A 25,746-nucleotide genomic window follows, 5' to 3' on the forward strand; every position below is an offset into this window, starting at 1 on the left:
TTTAAACAACCGGGGTGCTTGCCCCCTGTCCGGACCGGTCAGGGGGCAAACCGTTATGCTGCCACGGTCTGATGGACGCTGATGTTGTTCTGAATATACAGATGCACTTCGTCCCCGGCAGTGTTGGTGCTGGTGTAGCCGGTATAGCCAGCAATTTCCGGCACATTGCTGTCGGCAGCCCAGCCGGTGCCGGTGGCACTGACCAGACTCAGGTGGTCGCCGGTTTCCCCCTTGATGATCAGGGCGTTTCCAACGCCAGCGAGGTCGGATGTTGTCTTGTCGCCAAGGATCGACCGCACGGCATCGGCGCTGATGAAGGCGCTGTCGCTGTTGTTGTCATTCAGGAGTGAGATAACATCAAAATTCTGAATCCACGGGGCATACAGATCCAGATTGTAGCTGGTGGCGTGGCCATCAATCAGCAGCTCGTTGGTGCCGCTGCCGCCATCAAGGAACGAGAACGCCGGCCGCCCGGTGGCGGCGTCATGATCCAGAACCTGGAAGACATCGTCACCGTCATTACCGAAAATGACGTCCGCACCATGCACCAGGAAGTTGTCTGCACCCGCTTCGGCGTAAACGTAATTGGCGTTCCCGTCATCTGACAGAAGGCTGCCGGTGGTGATCCCGGAGGTGATGATCTCCACCTTCAGATCGTTACCGTCAATATAGGGGCGGAACATCTGGGTGGCGTCCACGCCGGAGTAATGGATGTCGTTCCACAGGGGGCTGAGGGTTCCGGTGGCGTCGATCAGAGTCAGGGCACCGCTGTTGGGAAGGCCGGCGTTCAGCGACAGAGACAGATTTGCCCCGGCAAAGGTGGCGTCGCCATCGACAGTCAGCATATTGCTGGCGGTACCGCTGTTATCTTCCACCGTAAACTGCAGGGTGCTGTTATGGCCGAAGACATAGTCGCCGCGCAGGGTCACCATATCCCCGGCGGAGCTGCCGAGCCGGATCAGGGCATCGGTGATGACCAGAGGCGCACCGTTATGCGCCGTATTGTAGCCGGTGACATCCAGTGTGCTGCCATTGCCGAGGAACACGTCGGCAGGGGCGCTGCCTGCGGAAAAGGCGAGGGCCCCGGCCCCGGTGACGGACAGTGTCGCGGAGTCAGCCAGAACCAGATGCCCAGCGATGACCGCCGCAGCCTCTGCGCCGATGTTTAGGACAGAACTGCCGGTAACCTGCAGGGTGCCGTCCAGCAGGTCATTTCCGCTGTCAGCGCCAACCGCCAGCAGCGAGGATCCCAGCAGGCTGAGGGTGCTGTCCTGCAGATACAGGTCAGCCCCGGTGCTGCCGCTGATTTCCAGCAGGTGTAGCGAGCTTTGCGCCGTTGCATTCTGGAACGTCAGGGAGGTGGTGACCGTAAGGTGACCGACCCCACTGAGGGCTGAGGTGGTGCCGCTGACAAGGCCCTTCATCAGCGTAAAGCCGTTAAGGCCGTTCCCGTTGACGGTCAGTTCCCCGCCGTTCAGTTCCAGCATTTCCCCGGAGAAACTTGAGCTGTTGCCGGTGCCATTGACGGTCAGATGCCCTTCCAGTGTCAGTTTGTGGTCACCGGCGCTGCCGCTGCCGTTGACCTGCAGGCTGTCAATGGTCAGGTTTTTGCCACTGCCCAGCCCGCCATCCGCTGCACCGCTGTTGACCTCAAGCCGGTCGAGCAGCCCGATGCCGGAGACGCTCCAGTTATCGGGGTCGTCGTAACTGTAAGCGTCGCCCACGGAGATATCGAGCCAGGAATGGGTGGTCGAGATGCCGGTGGTGATATTGCTGTAGGCGGAGGTGGAAACACCGCTGGAGTTCGTCAGGGTGATAATCACTGACCGGGTCGGGTCAGGATCAGTGGCGTGATACTGCAGCGTCTGCAGGATCGCCGTGATCTCTGCCGCCGTTTTGTTGGTCAGGGTCAGAGAGGTTCCGGGCAGGACTTCCTGCGCCTGTTGCAGATCATCAAGGGACAGAGAGCCTGCTGTCACCGAGAATGTCAGGCTAAGGGTCTGTCCTGCAGGAAGGGCTTCCAGTCCGTTGACGGTGACCGGCAGCAGGGTTGAACCGTCTGTCACCATGGTCAGGGCTGCTGGCAGGGCGATGGAATAGCTGGGATTGGTGGCTGTCAGGTTATCAACAGTCACCCCTTCGGCAACGTAGAGGTGGGTCTCTCCGTTGTCTGCGGTGTAATGACGGAACGTCTGCGCGCTGCCGTTGACCTCGTAAGCGATGGACCCTTTGCTGACCCACGAGGACGGATCCTTAAGATGCAGGGTGTCATCCCCGTTCCCGGTGATGAACAGGGTATTATGCTGTCCGGAGATCGGGTTGTAATTGGAATGGACCGGGGTGCCGTCGGTGATATCCACCCCGGCATTGAACGACCGGACGGTGGCGGCATCAAGGATCGTCAGTTTTCCGGTATTGGTGTCGGAGATGTCGATCACATCCATCGCCTGTACCCGTCCGATCAGGTTGGACAGGTCGATGGTGGTGCCCCCGGCGTTGATTTTCAGGGTGTCCACCCCTTCGCCGCCATCCAGCAGGTGGAAGGAGGTATCAGAGGTGGAGATGCGGAAGATGTCGTCCCCGGCATTGCCATAGACCACATCGGCCCCGGAAATGCTGAAGTCGCCGTTGCCCTCATCATTCCACACATAATCGGCTACCTCCCCACCGATGGTGGTGGTGGTGATGCCGGTGGTGATGGCGGTCAGGGTCAGGGTTTTGGTGGTGGTGTTGTAAGCGGGGTCAATCAGCAGGCCGCTGCCGATACCCCGGAAGTCGAGACGGTTGAAGGTCCCCGACAGGGTGTCGGTCAGCCCGTTGGGGGTGGCGGAGATGAAGCTGATCGGGCTGAGCGGGGCAGAGGTGAAGGTCATCTGCAGGGTACCGGCCAGATGCAGGCCACCGTCAAAGGCCAGGCCATCTGCCCCGGTCGATCCGGCACGGGCGATCACCACGGTATCTTCGGTGAACCATGCATCCCCCTTCAGGCGGAGGGTGCCGATGCCATTGACGATGCTCGGGAAGGCTTCCGTATTCACATAGTCGCCGGGGCGGAGAATGCCCGACAGCACAAAGGAGCTCAGCTGGCTGCCATCCAGTGTGCCGTTGCCGGTCACGCGGCCGGGGCTGAGTTCCGAATCCCCGGGGGACAGGGCAAAGTTGTTGCCCTTCAGGGTCAGGGTGGAGTTGGAATTGACGGTGATAATCCCCTCAAGGCTTACATTGCCGGTCCCGTAATCGAGGATGGTGGAGGTGGCCCCGGCGTCAATCAGGCTGTTCGAGCTGTCGTTATACCCCTGCTTGGCATTGATAACCGCCGTACCGGCCCCGGCGGTGCGCAGAATGCCGGAATTGAGCAGTTCCCCTTCGGTCAGGGTCAGGGTGCCGCCGCCGCTGACTTCAACCCGGCCGGGGAAGTACCCGCTGTTGCCGATCGCCGCGCTGCCAACCGAATACGTCCGTCCCCCGGAGATGTTGAAGTCACCGGCCAAAACCTCCAGTGTTCCGTCGAATGAGGCGTCGGCGGTATCAACGGCAGCATTGGCCATACTGCTGTCAAGGCGGATCACCCCGCCCCCGGTCAGGGCGGTGCCGCTGAAGTCGGCATCGACCATCCCCCCCAGTTCCAGCTGCCCCTGCAGGTTGAACTGGCTGGCGATGCTGAAGTCTTCCCCGGTCATCCGCACGATGTTGCTGACGCCGCTGATGCTGCCGAGTTTCGTGTTGGCCGCGGAGGTGGGGTCGATGGTGCTGTTCAGGTGCAGGGACCCGGAGACGGTGGTGGTGCCGTAGCCCCAGAAGACCCCGCCGCCATTGATGGTCAGGGCGGATGTCGAATCAACCGAACCGTCGCCGTAGGTGATCAGTTTGCCGTTGATGGTCAGCCCGCCGCTTTCGGTGACGTTGGCGGTATCGACGGTCAGGGTTTTATCCGCCCCCAGAATGGCGGTGCGGTTGCTGAAGTAGGCGCTGGTGGCGCTGCCGGGGACCTTGTCCCAGTTTGAGGACAGGCTGGCCTCGCCGTCGGCTGCGCCGGTGTAATAGGAGAGATCCCCGTTCATCAGCGCGATATTGCCGGAGGTCGTCACGCCGTTGACCGCCAGTGAAATGGTCCCGCTGCCGCCGCTGACGCCACGGATGACGATCCCGGTCGATTCCGTCTGGGCCAGGGCGGCGTTGATCTGCTCGGTCGTGCCGTGGATCTTCAGGGACTTGTTATCAATAAATTCGACCGTGACGCCGGAGTTGCCGACATTCAGGTCGAGGGACGTGGCATCAACACCGCCGTCGAGGGTGACGAGGACTTCGGTCCCGGAATTGATCGCCAGCCCCTTTACCGCAATGTTGGAGCCGATGACCCCGGTCTGTACAGGGATCGTCGGCGGAGTGATCAGGAAATCATCAGCCGTCAGGGTATCCTTATTCACCCCTTTCAGCGTCAGCGTATGCGTGCCGCCGCTGCTGTCCGGCAGGGTGATGACGGTATCAGACCCCGACTGGGTCATCATCGCCTTCAGGGTCGTGAAGCTGGTGATATCCTGCCCGGTCCCTTCGCCGATAAAGCGGGTCATATAGGTGCGGAGATCAACCTTATCCTGTCCGGCGGTGAAATCCTTGATCACATCGTGGCCGGTGGACAGAACGAAAATGTCATTTCCGACCCCGCCGGTCAGCGTGTCGTCATCGCCGCCGCCGTCGAGGGTGTCATCGCCGTAGCCGCCGATCAGGATATCGTTGCCGGTGCTGCCATTGAGCAGGTCATTGCCGAAGCCGCCGTAGATCTGATCGGCGCCACCGCTGCCGTTGACAGTGTCGTTGCCGTCGCCTGCAAAGGTCAGGCGGCCGGGCTCTGTCAGATTGATGGTGTCTTCCCAGATGGAGCCGAGCACGATACCTGACGCGTCAGTGGCGCCAATGGTGTAGGTGTTGCCGGTGCTGCCATCGTAGATACCGCTGATCTGGCCGACCCCGGAGAGATTATTGATCTGGGTATAGCGCCCATCGGCATAGCTGATCCGCAGATAGGTGTCGCCGTCTTCCCAGGTGGTGATGTCAGTGACAGCCGGGCCGCCACTGCTGTAGTTAAGGTACAGAGACCCGCCGCCGCTGACATAGATGGTGTCGTTGCCATAGGCGGACCCATCGAAGAGGACGGTATCATTGCCGCCGTCGGCATGGATGATGTCGTTCCCCGCCCCGCCGTTGAAGGTGTCGTTCCCGGCACCGCCGGTCAGGGTGTCGTTGCCGTTACCGCCGTTGATGATGTCATTGCCGTCCCCACCGTCGAGGATGTCATCGCCGTCCCCGCCGTCGATGGTGTCGTCACCGCCTCCGCCGTTGATGGTGTCGTTACCATCGTCGCCGTACAGCCGGTCTTTGTAGGCGGTGCCGGTAATGGTGTCGTTGCCCGCCCGCCCGTAATATGCTGCCCCGCCGATACCGGCGGCGACAAACACGTCATCGCCGTCCGTTCCAGCCAGCGTCGGGGTCATCTGACCGATGCTAACGTTAGACAGCGACGTCGACAGGTTGGTGGTGTAGTTATCGAGTGCCGGACCGAGCGCACCGGGGTTGCTGCCGAGCCCCCCGATAGTGGAGACCAGATCGCTCTGGGCAACGCTGCCCGCTTTGGCGGCATCGACCACGGAGTTGGCCGGATTCATCGCATAGGCGTTGATCGACTCCAGCGCTGATGCCAGATCGGAGCTGAAGCTGGGATTGAGCGGGACGCCCGCCGAACTGGCGGCGGAATTCAGCAGGCTGGTGAGAGTGCCGCTGGTGATCAGCGCATCGGTGAGGACGTCGCTGCCGCCGCCGCTGGTCAGGGTGCCGACAGCTTCCAGCATTGCCGCCTGTGCGGCGGCTGATGTCGCGCCGGAAGCGATCAGGGCGGCAACCCCGACCGAGATCAGGTTGGCAACGGCGATACCGGCCCGCAGCATGGTATCGGCCTGCGCGTCTGTCGGGTTAGTATAAAGCTTGCTGAGGGGGTCGGTTGTCAGGAGATTGGCCGTACTGTTGAGCCCGAGGGCCGCCTGTACATTGGCCTGCGCCTGCGATGCGGATTGCCCGGACTGGATCAGGATCTGCACCAGTGTGGTCAGCGGGGTGATCACCTTTGCCCCCGAGGGAGCGGCCATCGACCAGTTGATGGTGGCACCGGACCCGGAGTCAACGCCGCCGGACGTCCGCAGGACACCGCTGAGGGATCCGCCCTTGCTGTCCGTCAGCTCAAAATACCCGGCCGGGCCGCTGGTGGTGTTCCATTCCCCGGAGTCCAGTTTTCCGTTGTTGTTGGAATCCAGCCAGACGGTTGCCCCGCTGACATAAGGATCGACCATGGTCCCGGAGCGGACGGTGCTGGTGGGGGTATCCGGGGTGTTGGAACTGCCACCATTCCCGTTGTTTCCGGTATTTCCGTTGTTTCCGGTATTGCCGGTCTGGGAGTTGTCAGAACTCGGCGTTGTGACCTTCGTGGGGGTGGACGGCTGATAGCTGTTGCTGGACGACGACGACGTCTGGGTCGGGGTGGGGCTTGTCTGGGTCGACGTGGAACCGCCGGTCTGGGTGGATTTGCCGGTTGACTGCGCCGGATTGACCACCGGATCTTTGGACCCGATCACCGTGTCGAGAAGCTTGTCGAGACTGGGATTGGGATTAAGGGCGGTGGACAGGGATGAATTGCCGGTCACCGTCACCGGCGGGGGCGGTGAGGCCTGACCGTCAGAGGGGCCCTGCGCCTGCTGCTGCCCGCCTTGAGGGGTAGGGGAGGTGTTGTTCTGACCCTGCTGGGTCGGGTCCACCGGAGTACTCGGGGCGTTGTCCTGCTGCTGCTGCTGCTGTTGCGACGGCTGTGAGCCGGTGCCCTGTGTGGCTGCCGGGGGGAGATCCTGCGGGGTCAGGGTGGTCGGGTTGGGCAGGGATGAGATAGCATCCCCGAACAACGAGCTGAGCGAGGAGGCGGGGACGAAGACCGGCGGTGACGGCGGCTGGAACGCCCCGGCGATCGTTGACATCATCAGCGGCTGATTCAGCACGCTGATCCCGGCCCCGTTGGTGACAATGATTTCACCGATCTGCCCGTCGGGGTCGGCGACCAGGGCAACGGCCGTGTTTTCCCCTTCCACCGAGCCATGGCCGGTGGTGCCGCGGATGCCAAGGGTGGCAACCGGGGTTTTGATCTGCATGCCGTCGGGATTGGCCTTGGCAATCTGACCGGAGACGAAGGAGAAGGTGCCCGACAGCACGGCGATGGCGGATTTGCCATCCCCGGCATTGGGATCATAAATCATTTCGTCGAGGACCATCCGGCCCTTGGCCCCGAGGGAGAAGGTGGATTTGTCCGCCAGAACCAGACCTACGGCTGAATCCGCACCGGTTTCAATCACGTCATCCTGATAGATGACATCGCCTTCCTTCAGCACCGAAGTGGTGCCGTCAGGATGTTTGACGGTGACTTCCCCCTTCAGGCTTTTGACTTTGCCGATCCCGATCAGTTCGTTCCCGGCATCGGTCTGGCCACCGGCAGCCTGTGCGGTCTGGCCTGCGGCCTGCGGCCCGGCCAGACGGGTGACGACGCTGCCGTCAAGTGATGCGCCGCTGGCGGTGATCAGTTTGGGCGGGTGGTCGGTGGCGAAGTAATCGCGGACGATAACATCCTGCCCCTGCGGACCATGGATCACCAGATCCGTGCCGCTGCGGCTGTAGTCGCCCTCGCTCAGCAGGGTGCCGTTGCCGGGGATGGTCACGCTGCCGGATCCGTCAGCCTGAATCAGGTGAGCACCCCCGTGCGGGGCCGCGCCTGCGCCAAAAGCCTGTCCGGTGGATCCGAGTCCGGTGGTGGTTCCGTTCAGCATGCTGTCCCTCCGCCCTCTGCGTCTTGCCCCGCAGGAGACTTCCCTGAAAATAGCGTTTGATCCTCTGGGGGAGCCGGTGATGCCGGCCCGTGCCGCAGTATGGACCCGTGCAGATGTTTTCTGCCGGTCAGACTACGACACAATACAGTTCTACCTTTACGCCCCTGTGCGCTCAATCACCGAGCGATGATTTTGCCCGGCAAGTCACAGTTTTTTACTCAATATCCGTTGATTTTTGGCCCCTTTGACCGACAGAAACCTGCCGGACCGAAAACCCTTTGCGTGAAAAGTGTAACGATGCCTATGCTTTCCCCGGTTTTGACGTGCCGGTCCGGGGGGCGCCCGGCGGACACTGAAGGGGGCTGTACGACGATGGTTGACTGGACCGGCGGTTACGTATCCGATGTGGATTACACCCATGGGTACTATCGCGAGTTGAATCCGGCGCATCTGCGATTCGCGATGCTGGCAAAAGGGCTGCGCAGCCCCGATCCCGGGGCGGAAGGATTTGCGTACTGCGAGCTGGGGTTCGGGCAAGGGGTGTCGCTGACCGTCCACGCCGCCGCTAACCCCGGCGGGCATTTTGTCGGTACTGACTTCAACCCGGTCCACGCCGTCGGGGCGCAGGATCTGGCGTCCGGCGCCGGAGTCGGCAACCTCAGCCTTTATGATGACAGCTTTGCGGAACTGCTGGCACGGGCTGCCGGGGCTGAGATGCCGCGGTTTGATATCATCGTTCTGCACGGGATTCTGTCGTGGATCAGCCCGGAGAACCGCACGGCGATTGTCGAGTTCGCCCACCGGACCCTGAAGCCGGGCGGGGTGGTTTACGTCAGTTACAATGCCCTGCCGGGTTGGGCGGCTGCGATGCCGCTACGGGAACTGATGACCCTGCACGCTTCGGCAGATGCCGGGGATACGGTCAGCCGGATCGGACGGTCGCTTGAGTTTGCCAAAAAGGTGCAGGAAGCCGGGTCGGGGTATTTTGGCACCAATCCGCAGGTTGCCCCCCGGCTGGAGCGCCTGCACGGTATGTCGCGCAACTATCTGGCCCACGAATACTTTAACCGCGACTGGCAGCCGATGTACCACGCCGATGTGGCGCGGGAGTTCGCCGGTGCCAAACTGACGTTTGCCGCCACCGCGACCCTGTCAGAGCAGGTGGATATCGTCAACTTCAGCGCCAAGGGGCTGGAGCTTCTGAAAGAAACGACGGATCCGGCCCTGAAGGAAACCCTGAAGGACTATCTGGTCAACCAGCAGTTCCGGCGTGACCTGTTTGTCCGTGGGGCGGCGAAACTGTCAGGGATTGAGCAGATCCGGCAGGTGCGGCAGACCCGCTTTGCGCTGGTGGTTCCGCGCGACACCATCCCTCTCAGCATCACGTTCCCGGTCGGGAAGGTGGATATGAAGCCGGAAATTTATGGCCCGATCCTCGACCAGCTGGCACTGGGGCCCGCCACGTTCGGGGATCTGGTGGACCGGGCCGGGATCGCCGGTATGCCTTTTGCGGCGCTGTTGCAGGCGATGATCATTCTGTGTTCCCAGAACTGGGTCACCCCCTGCCTGAGCCCTGACGGTGATGCCGCCCGGGCCGAGGCCACCGCCCGCTTTAATGCCGAGGCGCTGTATCGCGTCACCCATTCCGCCGCGATTACGGTGCTGGCGTCGCCGGTGACCGGCGGCGGGGTGACGGTCGACCGGGTGCATCAGCTGTTTCTGGCGGCGGAGCGGGACGGGAAAGACCCGATGCTGGCGGCAATGGCCGGGCTGAAGGAACTGAACCAGCGTCTGATTGTCGCCGGAAAGACCCTGACGTCAGAGGAAGAGACCGTGGTCGAACTGGGGAACCGGCTGAGCCAGTATCAGGCAAAAATCCGCCCGCTGCTGGTCCAGCTGGGGATTGCCTGAGCCCGGTTTCCGGGGGTAGGCCCGTACCGTGCGCACCGCCAGCCGGTGGTTGTGCGCACGGCCTTGCTGTTTTAGAACCGTGCCGGATTCCACGCTTCGGCGCTGACGGTTTTGGCCCCGTGGCTGGTGTAATAGCCGGTCAGCGCCCCATTGGACTGAATGGTGTAGACCACCAGCCCGATCGCATTGGCGTTTGCAGCGGCATTGGGGGCATTTTTAGGGGGTGTATAGACTACGGCGAAGGTATCCCCGGTGCGGATCCCGGTGCCGATGTACTGCTCCCGCCCGTTCGACAGAGACCACTCCACCCGGTAGGTCTGGCCGGTTGGGATCACAGTCGTCTTGCCGGTGTAGGCGACCGATCCGTTGGCGGCAATCCCCTGTACCGTATAGGTGCCGACCAGCGGCGTTTCTGCCACTGCCGGCAGGGCGACGGCAACGGAACCGGCTGTCACAAGGCACAGGGCGGCGGCCCGCAGGGACGAAAACACCGGACGGATCATGGAGACTCCTGAGGCAAAGGGGGCTGAGGGGCGGCTGGCGGGGCCAGCGGCAGGGTAAAGCGGAAGGTGGTGCCCTGACCGGGGCTGGAGTCCAGACACAGGATGCCGCCCAGACGTTCGACAATCTTTTTACACACGGCCAGCCCAATTCCGGTGCCGGTGCTGCCTGCGTCGTGATCGAGGCGCTGAAAAATCTGGAAGATCCGGGCATGGTGTTCCGGGGCGATGCCGATACCGTCATCGCGGACATAAAACTGGCCGCTGGCGGGCTCGAAGCCGATATGGACGTCAGGTCTGGTATCCGGGCGGTGATACTTCAGGGCGTTGGTCAGCAGATTGAGGAACAGCCGTTCGATCGGGCCGGGGGCGGCAATCACCCCCGGCAGGGGGGTGTCGATGTGGATGTCGCCGCCGGTTTCTTCGGTCAGGGTGCTGAGATCCTCGATGACCGCATGCACCAGCAGGCCGGTATCCAGCGGCTGATCCTGTGCCTCCTCCTGTCCGGCGCGGGAGAAGGCCAGCAGGTCTTCAATCAGGGCATTCATCCGCCGGGCGGCGGTACGGATGTAGTCCAGAAACTCGCGCCCTTCGTCATCGAGTGCTGTGGTGTGACGCCGTTCCAGCAGGCTGGAATAGCTGATCAGGGTTCGTAACGGCTCGCGCAGATCGTGCGAGGCGACATAGGCGAACTGGGCAAGGTCTTCGTTGGACCGTTCGATTTTCTCGATATAGCGCAGGTTCTGCTCTTCCGCCCGGACCTGTTCGGTCACATCCGACGAGAAGACCGCCACCATCTCCACCGTTCCGTCAGGGCCGCAGACCGGGTAGATGTTATTATCCAGTATCAGCGGCGGGCGGGCATCGCGGGTGTGCAGGGCGTGGCCGCTGTCAATCACCTGCGTCACCACTTCGCGGCGATGGGCGGCGACATCGGGCGGAAACAGGTCAAACAGGCTTTGACCGCGCAGGGCTTCCGGCTCTGTGCCGAACCGGGCGGCGAACACCCGGTTGCAGGCCAGCAGGCAGCCTGTACGGTCAATCAGCATGATCGCATCGCGGGAGGCATCCAGCAGGGCGCTGATCAGATTGGCCTGCCGTCTGGCCTGCAGCTCCGTCTCGCGGCGGGCGGTAATTTCACGCACCACCCCTTCGATGCCGGTTTCGGTGCCGGTGGCATCAAACAGCAGGTGGCAGCTGGTGGAAATCCAGATCAGTCCCCCGTCGGCCCGCCGGACCTGAATCGGATGGTCGTGAATGACCCCGCCGTTGCGGCGCACGATGTCGAGAAACTGGCTGCGCAGATCAGGGCGGACATACAGGCTGGCAATATTCTGCCCGATCAGATCCGCCCGCTGATAGCCGAGCAGGATGGTGACGGATGCACTGACCTCCCGCAGGGTGCCGTCGGGCAGGCCGCAGAAGTAAACATCGCCGGTGATGGCCAGAATGCGTTCCGTTTCCGCTGTCAGCGGGACCGCCTGCTGGGGAGGGGGGAGCGGCATCGCGGTCTCCTGTCCGGTCTGGTCGGTGGCCGGTGGATTACTGTGCCCACTGTATCAGTCTGCCGGGGGTTGCACCACTATCGCGCAGGCACCCGGGGCCTGCGCCCCGGCCTATGGTCAGAAAACAGCAAGGAGGAGGGGGTGGCGTTATCCGCCCCAGCTTCCCCCGCCGCCGCCGAAGCCGCTGCGGCTGATGACCGATGTCCGCTCTGCCTTAGGCGCAGGGGCCGTGCTGCTCTGGCGGGAGCTGCCGCTGCCAGCCCATGGCTGCGAGTCGTACCGTTTTCCCGCTGTCGGGGGCGGAGAGGCCGGATAGGGGCGCCACGATTTGTCCGGCGCGCGGTAGACCGGGCGGCCATAGCGGCGGTCCGTCAGGCCGTCAATCACCTGTGACAGAACATATCCGGTCAGCAGCGGCGTCCAGAAGGATGTGCCGTTCTGGGTGACGCTCTGGCAGGCCGCAGCCCCAAGCGCCGATTCGCAGTCGGTCTGGGACAGGAATTTCGGCAGCGACTCCTTCGCGGCATTAAAAGCCTGGGTGCATTGCTCGACCGTGTTGCCGGGGACGGCCACACATTCCTGCACCGTAGCGTAGATCTTGTCCTGAGGCTTCAGATCCGGGACCAGACCGAGCGCGGTTTCGCAGTAGGAAGGGGTGTACTTTCCGCCGTCCACACAGGCCTGATAGGTGGTATAGCCATCGCCCCCGGCGTCGGCGCTGCCGCCGTCAGGGGGATCGTCGTTGCAGGCCGCCAGAGTGAAAGATCCGGTGGCCATCAGCGTCAGCGCCAGAGCGCGGGAGCGTTTCATCGGTGCGCTTCCGTCAGTAGGTCATGCAGGCGGCGTTGAGAATGCCGACCGCGATGGACACAAAGGCCAGCTTCATCGCCGGGGCCAGTTCGTTCGCGGCAATGCTGTCGGACAGTCCGGGATAGAACAGGCGCATCACCGCAAAGGCCAGCAGCTGGACAACACCGGCGATCACCGCCCAGATCAGCATGTCGACCAGACTGACCGAATTGGCGATCACGCTGGCCAGCGGCAGGACAAAGCCAATCAGCGCCCCGCCGTAGGTGACCGAAGCGGCAGCCTTGTTGGCCTTGATCATTGCCACTTCATCGTAGGGGGTGACGCGGGTGTAAATCCACTGAAAGACGAACAGAACCACCACCGCCGTGACGAAGTAGGCGGCGAAGGAAAGCAGGTTCTGCAGCGGGAAGGCTGCGGCGGAGAAGGTCATCGGCGTCGGTCCGGTCTTGCGGGGCGGGCGGAAAGGGCAGGGGCGGCGGTCATACCTTCAGGTGGTGGGCCTCAAGGGGGATCCCCGCCATCATCTCAACACTGATCTCATCACCATAGTCTTCGATAATGGCCAGAAGAAGATCGCGGTCACCGCTGCCATAGGCCCGGTGATAGAGCATGCAGGTCTGCCTGATCTGACGCGGCGGGGTGGTCTGCGTCCGCTCGTCGTAGATGTCCTCGATCAGCACCACCGGGGCCTGCGGTCCCTCGGCGGGGTCAAACCACAGCCGGTCGAAGGTATCCCCTTTCGGGGTGGTCAGCTCCGGCCGGGTCAGCCGTTCTTCCCAGCTTTTCACAGCCTTGGCATTCTGCGGGTGTTCGCTCAGATAAGGCACAAACAGGGTCACGTCGCGGATCGCGTCGTCGCCTTCCCACTGACCGGAGACGACCTGCAGCATCACGTTGTCGTCCGTATACATCCGGTGGACCCACTGGCCGTCCTGCAGGCGGCAGACCCCCTGCGCGGTGAAGATCAGGGTCGGCGACGGCAGGCTGAAAACGCTGGCGCTGTCGCGCAGCCGCAGCATCAGCGGGTCGATTTCCGCCCCCCGCCCGATGGTCAGGTTCAACACTTCCGGCACCACCGGTTTCGGCGGTTCAGGGGTGAACAGGGACTTCAGGCTTTTGAACATGATCGGCTCCCGCGCGGAACGTCTGGGGCGTTTTCGATGGATCTGGCGGTGAATGATCGAAGAAAACGCTCTTCTTTGAAAGAGTTATAGCATTTTCAGGGGCGGGGCCGGTACCCGTTTTTACGGGTACCAGCTTTACGGACACCCGTTTTTACGGGTACCAGCTTTACGGACACCCGTTTTTACGGGTACCAGCTTTACGGACACCCGTTTTTACGGGTACCAGTTTTTACCGGCTCCTGCTTTTACCGGTCCCCGTTTTTATCGGGCCGGGTCCGGCTTACTGAATAAAATGCGGTACAAACCGGCTCAGGTCCCGGGTGATGGCGCTGCTGTCTTCCCGCAGACCGATCCCACAGGCGCTGTCGCCGATGATCCACGATCCCACCACCATATGCTGCCCGTCGATGCAGGGCAGCGGGGCATAGGCCTGCCCGATCCAGCCTTCGGCCCCATAGGGGCCATCGGCCTGTTCCCGCACCGTGCCCGCCGCTGTCAGCAGGGTGACATTGGCCCCTTCCCGCGAGAACAGCGGCTTACGGACCCAGCCCGCCGACAGGTCGGCCCCCGGGGGCGGGCCGTCTTCGGCAAACCACGACGGCAGCAGATTGGGATGACCGGGGAACATCTGCCACAGCACCGGCAGCAGCCCCTTGTTGGACAGCAGGGCTTTCCACGGGGGTTCAAGAAACCGGGTCGGGCAGGTGGGAAGATGCACGGCGAAGGGGTCGCGCAGCATCATTTCCCACGGGTAGAGTTTGAACAGGTAGCTGATCAGGCGCGACTCGTCATCGGCAAAACGGCCCTGTGCATCGACGCCGATCCGGTCCATCGCCACATAGGCCGGGTGGCGTCCGGCCTGCCGGGCGCAGTCTTCCAGATACAGCACCGTGCCACGGTCTTCATCCGACCCGCTGACGCTGGCGAAATGGGTGAAGGCGTCGGCGGGCAGAAGGGCCGCCAGACGGTCGATCAGCCGGTCCTGCACCGCGTTGAACTGGTCGGCACCGGCGGGCAGGATGCCCTGTTCCATCGCCTGTTCCAGCCAGACCCATTGAAAGAAGGCGGTCTCATACAGGCTGGTCGGGGTGTCGGCATTGTATTCCAGCAGTCTGGCCGGGCCGGTGCCGTCGTAGGCCAGATCAAACCGCCCGTAAAGGGACGGATCGCCGCGTTTCCATGACGTGGCGATCCAGTCCCAGACCTGTTCGGGGATGGCAAGGCGGCGCAGCAGCCTTTCATCCCCCAGCACCCGGTCAACGGCGGCCAGTGCCATCTGGTGCAGTTCGGCACTGGGGTCTTCCAGATCCCGTTCGATTTCGGTCAGCGAGAAGCGCCAGGCCACCGTTTCATCCCAGTACGGCGCGCCGTACATGGTGTGAAAGCCGAACCCCAGCCGCTCGGCCAGAGCCTGCCAGTCAGGTCGGGCCGGAAGGTGAAGACGCTCCATCGCTGTCAGGCCGCCGGGTTACGGCTTGGTCTTGAAGCGGGCCATGATCTCGTCGGCCCGGTCAGCGCCCTTGTCGCCGATGCCCAGAGCCGCCAGCCGCTGATCGAGGTCGGCCCCGGTTTTCTGCTGTTCCAGCTCATCGGCGGCGGCAAAGCGGGCTTCCTGCTCGGCCTGACGGGCCTTCAGCCGCTCCAGCGAGGCGGTGGCATCCCCCAGCGCGGTGTTGACGCCGGAATGTTTGGCCGCAACGGCGGCCTGTGCCTTCTGCACCGCTTCGGTGGCGCGCACGGTGTCAATTTCCCGCTTCAGGGTGGCGATCCGCCCTTCCGTCTGGGTGATGGTGGCGCGCATCTTGGCCTCAGCGCCGCGATAGGCGGTGGCGCTGGTGTCGTTGGCGGTCAGTTCCTGCTCCAGCGCGGCGATCCGCTGGGCCACTTCGCGGGCCAGATCTTCCTGCCCCAGCGACAGCGCCTTGCTGCCCTTGGCCTCGTAACCGGAGATCTGCTCTTTCAGCTCGGTGATCTTGCGGTCAAGGACGGCCCGCTTGGCCATCAGCGCGGCCAGTTCGTCCCGCGCCTTTGACAGGGCGGTCTCGGCATCGCGGATTTCCTGATCGAGGATCCGCAGGGCCTGACTGTCGATGATGGTTTCAGCAACTTCGGTGGCGGCGCCTTTGCCAAGGCTGAACAGTTTACGGAACAGGCTCATGATCGATTGTCCTGAAACAGGGAAAAGGGGGGACGCGGAGAAACCGGGCGGCGGGCGGTCAGGCCGCCAGCGCGTCGGCCCGGGCAGCGGCGACATCCAGGGCGTTTTCCGCCAGTGTCACCAGTTCCACCACGATATCCTGAAGGGTGGCGTGGGCGCTCAGCGCGCCGAACAGTTCGTAGTAGTCGGTGCCGTCAATGGTGACGATGCCGAAGGTCGACAGCGGCATCAGCTTGTGGCTGCGCAGGGCGAAATCGTTGAAGGCGGCGGCGTCCGCCTCGCTGGTCACCGGCCACAGCAGGGTCGAGGCCAGAATCTGCATGCCGTTGACGCTGACGTAAACCGGCAGGTCGCCGAAGTCGTTCATCTCGACACACAGGATCGGATCCAGCCCCGGGGTCAGCGTCAAGGTCATGGCAGCCACTTCGGGCGCGGCGGAGGCTTCAAGGGCCTGTTTCAGGCTCTGCACCGTCCACGGCGCTTCGTTCACCATAGTCATCGCATTCTCCAGAGACGGATGAGGGGTCATCGTAATCACAGCCCGGTGCCGGAGCGCCTGCTCCAGCTTTTTGGCTTCCGGCTTCAGGTCGGAGGGAACCCACAGTTCCACCTTGACCAGCCCCTGTGCCACCAGCGCCTCGCGCCAGCGTTTGGCGGCATCGCGGACATCCTGTGCCCGCGAGGACCGGGACGGGGGAAGAGCGGTACTGCCTGAGACCCGGGGCTTGAGAGGGGTCTTCCGCGGCGGGCGGTCTCGCGTCGTCGCCATGGTCGGGTGGTCTCCTGAACGGCACTGGGCCTGAAGAAGCTGTCGGAAAAGACCGGGCGTGTCCGCCGGCCGGGGGATGTCTCCCTGCCCTGCGGTCACCCGATAGAGTATGGGGGGCCGGGGCCATCCCCGCAAGAGGTGTTTCGCGAATACAGGCAATCCCCCGTAAATCCTGACCCGGCGGATGGCGTATCCGTAATTTTCCGGACACAGTGATACAAAGGGTGGTCTGCGCCGTAAAGATGGCAAAAGTCGTTTTCTGGAAGGGAAGGGCAGAGCATTGGAAAAAGCCGCACACACCGGGGCTTCGGTCCCGCCGGAAGCCGGACCGGGGCGGAGCTGCCTGTATCAGGGGGCGGTGGTGCACCGCCGGGATGGTGCGGTGCGGCACCGGTTGCGCTACCGGGTGTTCTGGCTGCTGACCGACCTGACCGATCTGCCCGCCCTGCGCCGCCGTGGCCGCTGGAAAGGGCTGCCGTTGCTGGGGGTTGATGGCCCCGGTCTGCTGTCGTTCCGTCAGGCCGATCATGGCGACGGGCGCCGTGACGGTCTTCTCGACTGGGTCCGCCAGCGTCTGACCGAACAGGGACTCGCCGCCGCCGGGGAAGGCCCGGTGCTTCTGCTGGCGATGCCCCGGGTGCTGGGCGGGGTGTTCAACCCGCTGTCGGTCTATTTCTGCCACCGCGCCGATGGTGGGCTGGGGGCGGTCATCTATCAGGTCAACAACACCTTCGGCGACCGTCACAGTTATGTGGTGCCGGTCAGCGGGGAGGAGGAGGCGCAGGGGGTGGTGCGGTCATGGGCCGACAAGACCTTCCATGTCTCGCCGTTTCTGCCGTTGCAGGGCGGTTACCGCTTCCGCACCCGTCCGCCGTCGGCGCAGGTCAGCGTTGGCATTCGGCTGGAAGGAACCGAGCATGATCTGTCCGCGGCCCTGACCGGGTCGGCGGTGGCGGTGACGCCGGGGGCCTGCCTGCGGCTGTGGCTGCGTCACCCGCTGCTGTGGCTGGCGGTGCTGGGCGGAATCCACTGGGAAGCGCTGCGGCTGTGGCGGAAAGGAGCCCCGTTTTTCCGCCGGACCCCGCCGCCGGGGCGGCAGGCCAGCCCCGGCCAGAGTATCGGGTAAACAGGAGTTTGGGGTAAACAGGGGGCTGGGATCAGGCCGGGGCTGCCTCCGGGGTCGGCTCCGGGGCCAACTCTGGGGCTGGTGCCGGGGCTGATGACGTCAGCGGCAGGCTGATGCGGAAGGTGGTGCCTTCTCCCGCCGGGGTGTCTTCCAGACGGATGTCGCCATCGTGAGCGATGATGATCTGGCGGGCCAGATACAGCCCCAGTCCGGCACCGGGGATCCGTTCGTTGCGGGATGAGCGGAAGAACTTCTCGAAAATACGGGGTTGTTCCTCCGGGGTGATCCCCATCCCACGGTCGCTGACCCGCAGGGTCAGATGCGGTGCCCCGTCCTGGGTATGGGTATCCAGCCTGACCTCCAGCCGGACCGGGGTGTCCTCGGCGGAATATTTGATCGCGTTTTCAATCAGATTGGTGAACACCACCCCCAGCAGCGGCGCATCGCCGGTCAGGGTGATGCCGTCCTGCGGCAGGGCGGAGAGATCAAGATCCAGTCTCCGGCCCGGATGCAGGGCCCGGATTTCCTCAGCCAGACGCTGAACCAGCGGCACCATCGCAATCGGGTCGCGGCGGCGGGCCTCGGTGGCGCTTTCCAGCCATTCATGGGTGAGGCAGGTCTCGATCAGCCCCTGCATCCGCAGCACCGCCCGCCGGATGCGGGTCAGGCGGGTCTCTTCCTCGGGGTGCAGGGAGGCCAGACTTTCCGCCGTGGTATTGATGATGCTGAGCGGGGTGCGGAATTCATGCGAGACCATCGCCAGAAAGTTCCGCTGCCCGCTCATGGCCCGGTTCTGGATTTCCAGCGCCGACTCCGCGTCGTCCCGCGCCTGTTGCAGCGCCGATTCCAGCTGCTTGCGGGCGGTGATGTCATTGGCGCAGGCCATGATGCAGTCCTGCCCGTGGAAGGGCAGCCGCACGGCGGAAACCAGCAGCACCAGCGGCTCTTCCCGTGCGTCACGGGCCAGAATTTCCTGATCGAGGATCAGTCCCCGCTCCGTCACCGCGCTCAGGAACGGTCCGGCGGCATCCGGCTGGCGGTAAAACTCCGCGAGGGGCCGGTCCAGCAGATCCGCCGGACCGGCCCGCAGCAGAGAGGCTGCCAGACGGTTGATGTAAAGAATGGTCCCCCGTGGCGGATGGAGAATCAGCACCGGGAACGGGGCCGCTTCGATCAGGCGGCGGAACTGGGCCTCGCTGTCGGCCAGCCGCTGCTGGACCATCTGCCGCTCCTCAATTTCCCGTTCCTGATCGCGGGTGCGGCGGGCCAGATTGCTGGCCAGCTGCTCTGTGGTCATCAGCACCGGTCCGGCAGCCATGGCGAAGCAGAACAGGACGCTCCACAGCAGGATCGCGCCGGTGCCGCCCTGCGGGCCGTTGATGTCGGCGGCGGTGGGGTCGGCGATGATCAGCACGGTGCGGCCAAACATCATCACCCCGTTGAGCATCCAGATCAGGCAGGTGAAGCGGCGGCCAAATTCACCGGGCTGATGACGCCCCTGCAGCAGGGTGACGCCGGTGCTCACCGACAGGGTGCCAAGGGCCAGAGACAGCATGACGGTACGGGCCTGCGCCCCTTCAAACAGCGGGACCAGCAGGGGGGACAGCAGTGACAGCAGCAGCGCCGCCCCCGGCAGCAGGGCATCCACCGGCCGCCCGGAGAACTGCCGCATACCATTGTAGAACAGGCTGTAGGACAGAATCACCGCCAGCCCGCCGATGTGGGCAAACCATTCCGCCGGTATCGCGGAGCGGCTGAGGACCAGTGAAAAGCTGACCAGCGCGGTCCCCGCCCCGCTGACCCACCAGCCGGGGCCTTTGAAGCTGGGATAGCGGACGTAGAGGATCACCATCACAGCCAGCGCCAGCATGACGGTCATCACCTGCACCAGCAGGAGGGTCTTGATATCGACTGTCATTGCCTGCCCTGTCCGGCCGATCCCCCGGAGTATCCTGCCTGTTGCGCTTGCGGTGGCCCTGCGCGGATGTCCGGTCTGCCGCCATACCTCTGCCCAGATATGACAGTCTGGCCGGATCCCTGCGGGGTCACCATCCTGTTTAATCATTGCTTATCATGTTTTAATCCGTCTGAGAACGCAGCAGGTCAAGGGGAATACACCCAATAGGTGTGGATCCGGCGTAGGTCTGTGTCCCGGTTCTGCCGCAGGTTGATGCGGGCAGGGCCGCACGATGATGAGGAGTCACCAAATGTCGCTGGACGGACGGCGTCTGACCGGCTATGCCTCATCCATTGTCCGCACCTGACACCATGCCGGGGCGGGAGCCATTATTGTTCAATGGAGACGCTCCATGGCTGATACCGTCGTTTATGTGGTGCTGGGTCAGGCCCGCCCGGAAGATGCCGCTGAAGATGCGGCCCCGGTCAACGTCAGCGTGATGCTGACCGCTGAAGATGCCGACGCCGCCGTCGATGCCGCCTATGATGCGCTGGAAGAAGACGGTTTCGACGATATCCAGCTCGATCAGGTCGGTGAGATTGACGAAGTGCCGGATAACGAGCTGAAGGCCCCGTATGAGGCCGCCGTTGCCGGTGAAATCGCCATCATCGAATACACCGAATAAGCGATTCTCCCCGACCGGGGTCAGTTTTGCTGTTTCAGCAGGCGGATCGGGCAACCGGTCCGCCTGTGGTGTTTCTGATGCAGTGATTTCTGCTTTTTTATAATTGTATCCAATATACAGTATTCTTGCCGTGGACGGCGGCGTGGTTTGACGGTACAAACGCAGGGCCGGGAGAAATGCCGGTGCCCTGTGACCGCCGGGAGAAACGCCATGCCGCCGGGATTGCCATCCGCCCTGACCCTGCCCGTTGACTGGCCGCAGCGGTTTGAGACCGTGGAGATGCATACCGGCGGGGAACCGGTGCGGATTGTCACCACCGGATATCCCGATATTCCCGGCGACACCCTTCTGGCCAAGCGCCGCTATGTGCAGACCCATCTGGATGCCTATCGCCGCTTTCTGATGCTGGAGCCCCGGGGGCACGCCGACATGTATGGGGTGATTCCGGTGCGGCCTGATCTGCCGGGGGCGGATCTGGCGGTGCTGTTTATGCATAACGAAGGCTATTCCACCATGTGCGGTCACGCCACGCTGGCAGTGGCGCGCTGGGCGGTGGACAGCGGACAGGTGCAAAAGCAGGACGGGGTGACCCGGGTCGGGCTGCAATGCCCCTGCGGGCTGGTCGAGGTCTCGGTGGCGGTGAAGAACGGCCGGGCCGGGGCTGCGTGGTTTGACAGCGTTCCGGCTTTTGCCGCCGCGCTGGATGTGGTGGTGACAGTGCCGGGCTATGGCCCGGTCACGCTGGATATCGGGTATGGCGGGGCCTTTTATGCGATTTTGCCGGCGCAGCGGCTGGGCCTGACCATGGATGCCGGGGTTGCGGCCCTGACCGATGCGGCGTGGGCGGTGGCGGAAGCGGCCCGGGCGCAGGTGCCGTTGTCCTATCCCGATACCTCGCACCCCGACAGCGGCGATCTGGCTTTTCTGTACGGGACGATTCTGACCGACGGGGCTGATCTGTGGTCGGAACAGCCAACCCGGAATATCTGTATTTTTGCCGAACGGCAGGTGGACCGCAGCCCGACCGGGTCGGGGGTTACTGCCCGGCTGGCCCTGCAACATGCCCGTGGCCAGATCACCGCCGGGCAGGTGCGGCATTTCCGCAGTATCACCGGATCGGACTTTACCGGCAGTGTGGTGGCAACATCGGTGTTGGGCGGGGTGCCTGCCGTGACGGCGCGGGTCGGCGGGCAGGGGCATTACGCCGGGCGCTGCGAATTCGTGCTGGAAGCCGGGGATGCACTCGGGGCCGGGTTCCGGGTGCTGTAACGGCGCGGGGCCGTATTTCTGTCAAGGGAGGGATGAAGATGTCTGTGGGGTCGTCTGACGTGCAGAAGCAGGCCTATGTGATCGGTGGCGGTGTGGTCGGGGTTTCCACCGGGATTGCCCTGCGGCGGGCAGGCTATGCGGTGACGCTGCTGGAACGCGGCGAGCCGGGGCGGGAAGCCTCTTTCGGGAATGCCGGGGTGATTGCGGTCACCGAAATCACCCCGATGTCGGCCCCCGGTATTATCTGGAATGTGCCGAAGTGGCTGCTCGATCCGCTGGGGCCGCTGGCCCTGCGCCCGGCCCATGTGCCGGCGCTGCTGCCGTGGCTGTGGCGGTTCTGGCGGGCCGGAACCCCTGCCGGTGTCGAACGGGCGGCGCAGTCACTGGCCTGGCTGATGGATGGTGCATGGCAGGCGTGGCCCGAGCTGCTGCGCGAAGCCGGGATGAGCGGCGAGGTCACCGAGGCCGGGGCGCTGACGGTTTATGAGACCGATGCCGCGTTTCAGGCCGATGCCCACGAATGGGCGTTGAAGCGCCGCTATGGCATTGAATCGCAGGCCCTGACCGCCGGGGAACTGGCGGAGATGGAGCCGGATCTGGCCGGGGCGGTGCAGCGCGGTGTGCTGCGCCACGGCCTGTATTGCCCGAAGACCGCGCATGTCAGCGACCCGTGGCGGATTGTGTCCGGTCTGGCGGCCCATTTCCGGGCGCTGGGCGGGGTGATTGAGCATGCGGTGGTCACCGGTCTCAGCCGGGGGCCGGGCAACCGCTGCCTGATCCATCTGGGGGACGGGCGGACTCTGGACGGTGACACCGTTGCCCTGACCGCCGGGCCGTGGTCGCCGAAGCTGCTGAAGCCGCTGGGCATCCGGGCGCTGGTGGAAAGCGAGCGCGGGTACAACACCACCCTGCCGCAGTCCGGGGTCAGCCTGAGGCGTCCGGTGACCTCGGCGGAAGGCAAGTTCGTGCTGTCGCCGCTGGCAATCGGTCTGCGGATCGGCGGGGCAGCGGAGTTTGCCGGTCTGGACGCCGATGCCAATTACCGGCGGTCAGAGGCGCTGCTGACCATTGCCCGCCGCTATCTGCCGGATATGAACGCCGACGGGGGCACCCAGTGGATGGGCCAGCGGCCCTCAACCCCGGATTCGCTGCCGGTGATTGGCCGGGCCCCCGGCCTGTCCAATCTGCTGCTCGGTTTCGGCCACGGGCACCTCGGCCTGACCGGGGCGGCGGTGACCGGATCGCTGCTGGCGGCCCTGGCGCAGGGGCAGACTCCGGCGCCGCAGCTGTCGGCTTTTGCGGTTGAGCGTTTTTAAGTCTTTTCCTGCCCTGACTTCTGACACAGGACACCTGAACTGATGGCCAAGCATTCCTTCTTCTGTATCGATGCCCATACCTGCGGCAACCCGGTGCGTCTGGTGGCGGGCGGTGGCCCGCAGCTGGACGGTGCCACCATGATGGAGCGCCGCGCCCATTTTCTGGCGGAATACGACTGGATCCGCACCGGCCTGATGTTTGAGCCGCGCGGGCATGATGCCATGTCGGGCTCGATCCTGTATCCGCCGACCCGCCCGGACTGCGATGTGGCGATCCTGTTCATCGAGACCTCGGGCTGCCTGCCGATGTGCGGTCACGGCACCATCGGCACGGTGACGGTGATGATCGAGCATGGTCTGGTCCGCCCGAAGGTGCCGGGCCTGCTGAAGCTGGATACCCCGGCCGGTCTGGTCGAGGCCCGCTATGAGATGCAGGGCGACAAGGTGACGCATGTGCGGATCCGCAATGTGGCCTCGTACCTGCATGCCACCGACCTGTCGGTCGAGGTGCCGGGTCTGGGTGAGCTGCGCTTTGATGTTGCCTATGGCGGTAACTTCTATGCCATCGTCGAGCCGCAGCCGACCTTCCGCGATATGGAAGATCTTTCCACCGGCGATATCCAGCGCCTCAGCCCGCTGATCCGCCGTCTGGTCAATGAAAAGTACGAGATCGTCCACCGCGATAACCCGGCGATCAAGGGCCTGAGCCATGTGCAGTGGACCGGCAAGCCGCGCCATCCGCAGGCCCATGCCCGGAATGCGGTGTTCTACGGGGACCGGGGCATTGACCGTTCGCCCTGCGGCACCGGCACCTCGGCCCGCATGGCGCAGCTGGCGGCGCGCGGCGACCTGAAGGAAGGGCAGGACTTTGTCCATGAGAGCATCATCGGCAGCCTGTTCCATGGCCGGGTCGAGGCGCTGACCACGGTCGGCGGCGCACCGGGGATCATCCCCAGCATTCAGGGTGAGGCCTGGGTCACCGGGCTGAACACCATCTTCCTGTATGATGAAGAGCCGTACACCAGGGGCTTCCTGCTGCCGTAAGACGGCGGTGGGGGCGCTATGCCACTTCGCGCTATGCCACTTCACGCTATGACGGCCAGACCGTATCGTTATTTCAGGTCTGTCCGTCCTTGCGTTTATCTTATACCGAACAGACTTGCTCTGATGTTTTCAGACTGACAGGACCAACGCTGAGATGACCGAGAAGCTTAATCTGATCGCCGGGGACTGGGTTGCCGGGGAAAACGGCACCACCGCCAACATCAACCCGTCTGATGTGACGGATATCGTCGGCCAGTACGCCTCCGGCAGCAAGGCGCAGGCCGAAGCGGCGATTGAGGCTGCGGCGCAGGCCTTCCGCCTGTGGTCGCGCACCACGCCGCAGGTCCGTCATGATGTGCTGGAGCGCGTCGGGCAGGAACTGACCGAGCGCCGCGAAGAGATCGGCACCCTGCTGGCCCGTGAAGAAGGCAAGACCAAGGCTGAAGGCATTGGCGAAACCCTGCGCGCCGCCCAGATCTTCAAGTTTTTCGCCGGGGAAACCCTGCGCAACGCCGGGGATCTGCTGGATTCGGTGCGTCCGGGTGTTGAAACCACCGTCACCCGCGAGCCGCTGGGCGTGATCGGCCTGATCACTCCGTGGAACTTCCCGATCGCCATCCCGGCGTGGAAGATTGCTCCGGCGCTGGCCTACGGCAACACCGTGGTGCTGAAGCCTGCTGATCTGGTGCCGGGGTCGGCCTGGGCGCTGGCAGAGATCATCGACCGCGCGCTGAAGGCCGTCGGGGCCCCGGCCGGGGTGTTCAATCTGGTGATGGGGCCGGGCTCGGTGGTCGGGCAGGCGATTCTGGAAAACCGCAAGGTCGCCGCTGTGTCCTTCACCGGCTCGGTCGGGACCGGTGCCCGCGTGGCGCAGGCCTGCGTGACCCGTGGGGCCCGCTTCCAGCTGGAAATGGGCGGCAAGAACCCGATGGTGGTGCTGGATGATGCCGACCTGACGACGGCGGTGGAAGCCTGCGTCAACGGGGCCTTCTTCTCCACCGGGCAGCGCTGCACCGCGTCTTCGCGCCTGATCGTCACCGCCGGTATCCATGACCGCTTCGTCGAGGCGGTGGTGAAGCGGCTGGAAGGTGTGCGCGTCGGCCATGCGCTGGCCGCCGACACCCACATCGGCCCGGTGGTCGATGCCCGGCAGCTGGCGCAGGATGAAGAATACATCGCCATCGGCAAGGCCGAAGGGGCCGAGCTGGCGTTCGGCGGTAAGCGCCTGACCCGCGACACCGACGGTTTCTATCTGGAACCGGCGCTGTTCACCGGGGCCACCAACCAGATGCGGATCAGCCGTGAGGAAATCTTCGGGCCGGTCGCCAGTGTCATCAAGGTTGCCGATTACGACGAAGCCCTTGCCGTTGCCAACGACACCGAATTCGGTCTGTCGGCGGGCATCTGCACCTCTTCGCTGAAGGCGGCGCAGCACTTCAAGCGCAATGCCGAGGCCGGGATGGTGATGGTCAACCTGCCGACCGCCGGGGTTGACTATCATGTGCCGTTCGGGGGCCGGAAGGGCTCCAGCTACGGTCCGCGCGAACAGGGCCGCTACGCGGTGGAATTCTACACCACTGTCAAGACCACCTACACCGCCGGATAAACCGTCTTTGTGACCGGGACGATCCCGTATTTTCCCGGAACCAGAACGGGGGGCAGGCCGCAGGGTCTGCCCCTTTTTTTTGTGCTGACGCAGTCGCTAAACCAGAGCGGGAATACTGTTTTTCTGAGTAAGGGATTCGTCAGGCGAAAGGGCGGGACAATGATGTTCTG

17 protein-coding genes are annotated in these 25,746 nt (G+C 63.9%); 7 read left to right on the forward strand and 10 right to left on the reverse strand.

The window, feature by feature from the left end:
- Positions 1–53: 53 nt before the first annotated feature.
- Positions 54–7,856: a FecR domain-containing protein gene (locus tag G365_RS0115125; protein ID WP_019646374.1), complete on the reverse strand. Its 7,803-nt coding sequence runs from the start codon at positions 7,854–7,856 to the stop codon at positions 54–56.
- A 372-nt stretch (positions 7,857–8,228) separates the two neighbouring features.
- Between G365_RS0115125 and G365_RS0115130 the strand changes: the two genes are divergently transcribed.
- Complete coding sequence (locus G365_RS0115130) at positions 8,229–9,767, forward strand: class I SAM-dependent methyltransferase (RefSeq protein ID WP_019646375.1); 1,539 nt, start codon at positions 8,229–8,231, stop codon at positions 9,765–9,767.
- Between the two features lie 71 nt (positions 9,768–9,838).
- Here G365_RS0115130 and G365_RS23110 read toward each other — a convergent pair whose 3' ends face one another.
- The 8 genes from G365_RS23110 to G365_RS24240 all read right to left on the reverse strand — a co-directional run bounded on the left by G365_RS23110 (position 9,839) and on the right by G365_RS24240 (position 16,633).
- Positions 9,839–10,270 (reverse strand): hypothetical protein, encoded by a 432-nt coding sequence (locus tag G365_RS23110; protein ID WP_019646376.1) that lies wholly within the window; start codon positions 10,268–10,270, stop codon positions 9,839–9,841.
- On the reverse strand, positions 10,267–11,772 hold the full coding sequence (locus tag G365_RS21820; RefSeq protein WP_019646377.1) for a sensor histidine kinase: 1,506 nt from the start codon (positions 11,770–11,772) through the stop codon (positions 10,267–10,269). Before G365_RS21820 ends, G365_RS23110 begins: the two co-directional genes overlap by 4 nt.
- Positions 11,773–11,919: 147 nt before the next feature.
- Entirely contained in the window at positions 11,920–12,582 is a 663-nt protein-coding gene (locus G365_RS23115; protein WP_019646378.1) for a DUF1190 domain-containing protein, read from the reverse strand.
- 13 nt (positions 12,583–12,595) lie between these two features.
- Positions 12,596–13,012: a DUF350 domain-containing protein gene (locus G365_RS0115150; RefSeq protein WP_019646379.1), complete on the reverse strand. Its 417-nt coding sequence runs from the start codon at positions 13,010–13,012 to the stop codon at positions 12,596–12,598.
- A 49-nt stretch (positions 13,013–13,061) separates the two neighbouring features.
- On the reverse strand, positions 13,062–13,706 hold the full coding sequence (locus G365_RS21830; protein ID WP_019646380.1) for a DUF2491 family protein: 645 nt from the start codon (positions 13,704–13,706) through the stop codon (positions 13,062–13,064).
- A 280-nt stretch (positions 13,707–13,986) separates the two neighbouring features.
- Positions 13,987–15,156: a glutathionylspermidine synthase family protein gene (locus tag G365_RS0115160; RefSeq protein WP_019646381.1), complete on the reverse strand. Its 1,170-nt coding sequence runs from the start codon at positions 15,154–15,156 to the stop codon at positions 13,987–13,989.
- Positions 15,157–15,174: 18 nt separating this feature from the next.
- Complete coding sequence (locus G365_RS21835) at positions 15,175–15,864, reverse strand: PspA/IM30 family protein (RefSeq protein ID WP_019646382.1); 690 nt, start codon at positions 15,862–15,864, stop codon at positions 15,175–15,177.
- Positions 15,865–15,922: 58 nt separating this feature from the next.
- On the reverse strand, positions 15,923–16,633 hold the full coding sequence (locus G365_RS24240) for a YjfI family protein (protein WP_019646383.1): 711 nt from the start codon (positions 16,631–16,633) through the stop codon (positions 15,923–15,925).
- 280 nt (positions 16,634–16,913) lie between these two features.
- Here G365_RS24240 and G365_RS21845 point away from each other — a divergent pair, with 280 nt between their 5' ends.
- Positions 16,914–17,759 (forward strand): DUF1365 domain-containing protein, encoded by an 846-nt coding sequence (locus tag G365_RS21845; RefSeq protein ID WP_019646384.1) that lies wholly within the window; start codon positions 16,914–16,916, stop codon positions 17,757–17,759.
- A gap of 31 nt (positions 17,760–17,790) precedes the next feature.
- Here the strand turns inward: G365_RS21845 and G365_RS23120 are convergent, their stop codons facing one another.
- Entirely contained in the window at positions 17,791–19,677 is a 1,887-nt protein-coding gene (locus tag G365_RS23120; protein ID WP_019646385.1) for a PAS domain-containing sensor histidine kinase, read from the reverse strand.
- Between the two features lie 391 nt (positions 19,678–20,068).
- Between G365_RS23120 and G365_RS0115185 the strand changes: the two genes are divergently transcribed.
- The 5 genes from G365_RS0115185 to G365_RS0115205 all read left to right on the forward strand — a co-directional run bounded on the left by G365_RS0115185 (position 20,069) and on the right by G365_RS0115205 (position 25,576).
- Positions 20,069–20,341 carry a hypothetical protein gene (locus G365_RS0115185; RefSeq protein WP_019646386.1) on the forward strand — a complete coding sequence of 91 codons (273 nt, stop codon included), beginning with the start codon at positions 20,069–20,071 and terminating at the stop codon, positions 20,339–20,341.
- Between the two features lie 210 nt (positions 20,342–20,551).
- Positions 20,552–21,610 (forward strand): proline racemase family protein, encoded by a 1,059-nt coding sequence (locus G365_RS0115190; protein ID WP_019646387.1) that lies wholly within the window; start codon positions 20,552–20,554, stop codon positions 21,608–21,610.
- Positions 21,611–21,648: 38 nt separating this feature from the next.
- A complete protein-coding gene (locus G365_RS0115195) occupies positions 21,649–22,926 on the forward strand; it encodes an NAD(P)/FAD-dependent oxidoreductase (RefSeq protein ID WP_051089908.1) in 1,278 nt (425 codons plus the stop codon).
- 42 nt (positions 22,927–22,968) lie between these two features.
- A complete protein-coding gene (locus tag G365_RS0115200) occupies positions 22,969–23,970 on the forward strand; it encodes a 4-hydroxyproline epimerase (RefSeq protein ID WP_019646389.1) in 1,002 nt (333 codons plus the stop codon).
- 154 nt (positions 23,971–24,124) lie between these two features.
- Entirely contained in the window at positions 24,125–25,576 is a 1,452-nt protein-coding gene (locus tag G365_RS0115205; protein ID WP_019646390.1) for an aldehyde dehydrogenase family protein, read from the forward strand.
- Positions 25,577–25,746 lie beyond the last annotated feature (170 nt).

This window comes from Novispirillum itersonii subsp. itersonii ATCC 12639, assembly GCF_000381985.1.
Classification (GTDB): Bacteria; Pseudomonadota; Alphaproteobacteria; order Rhodospirillales; family Rhodospirillaceae; genus Novispirillum; species Novispirillum itersonii.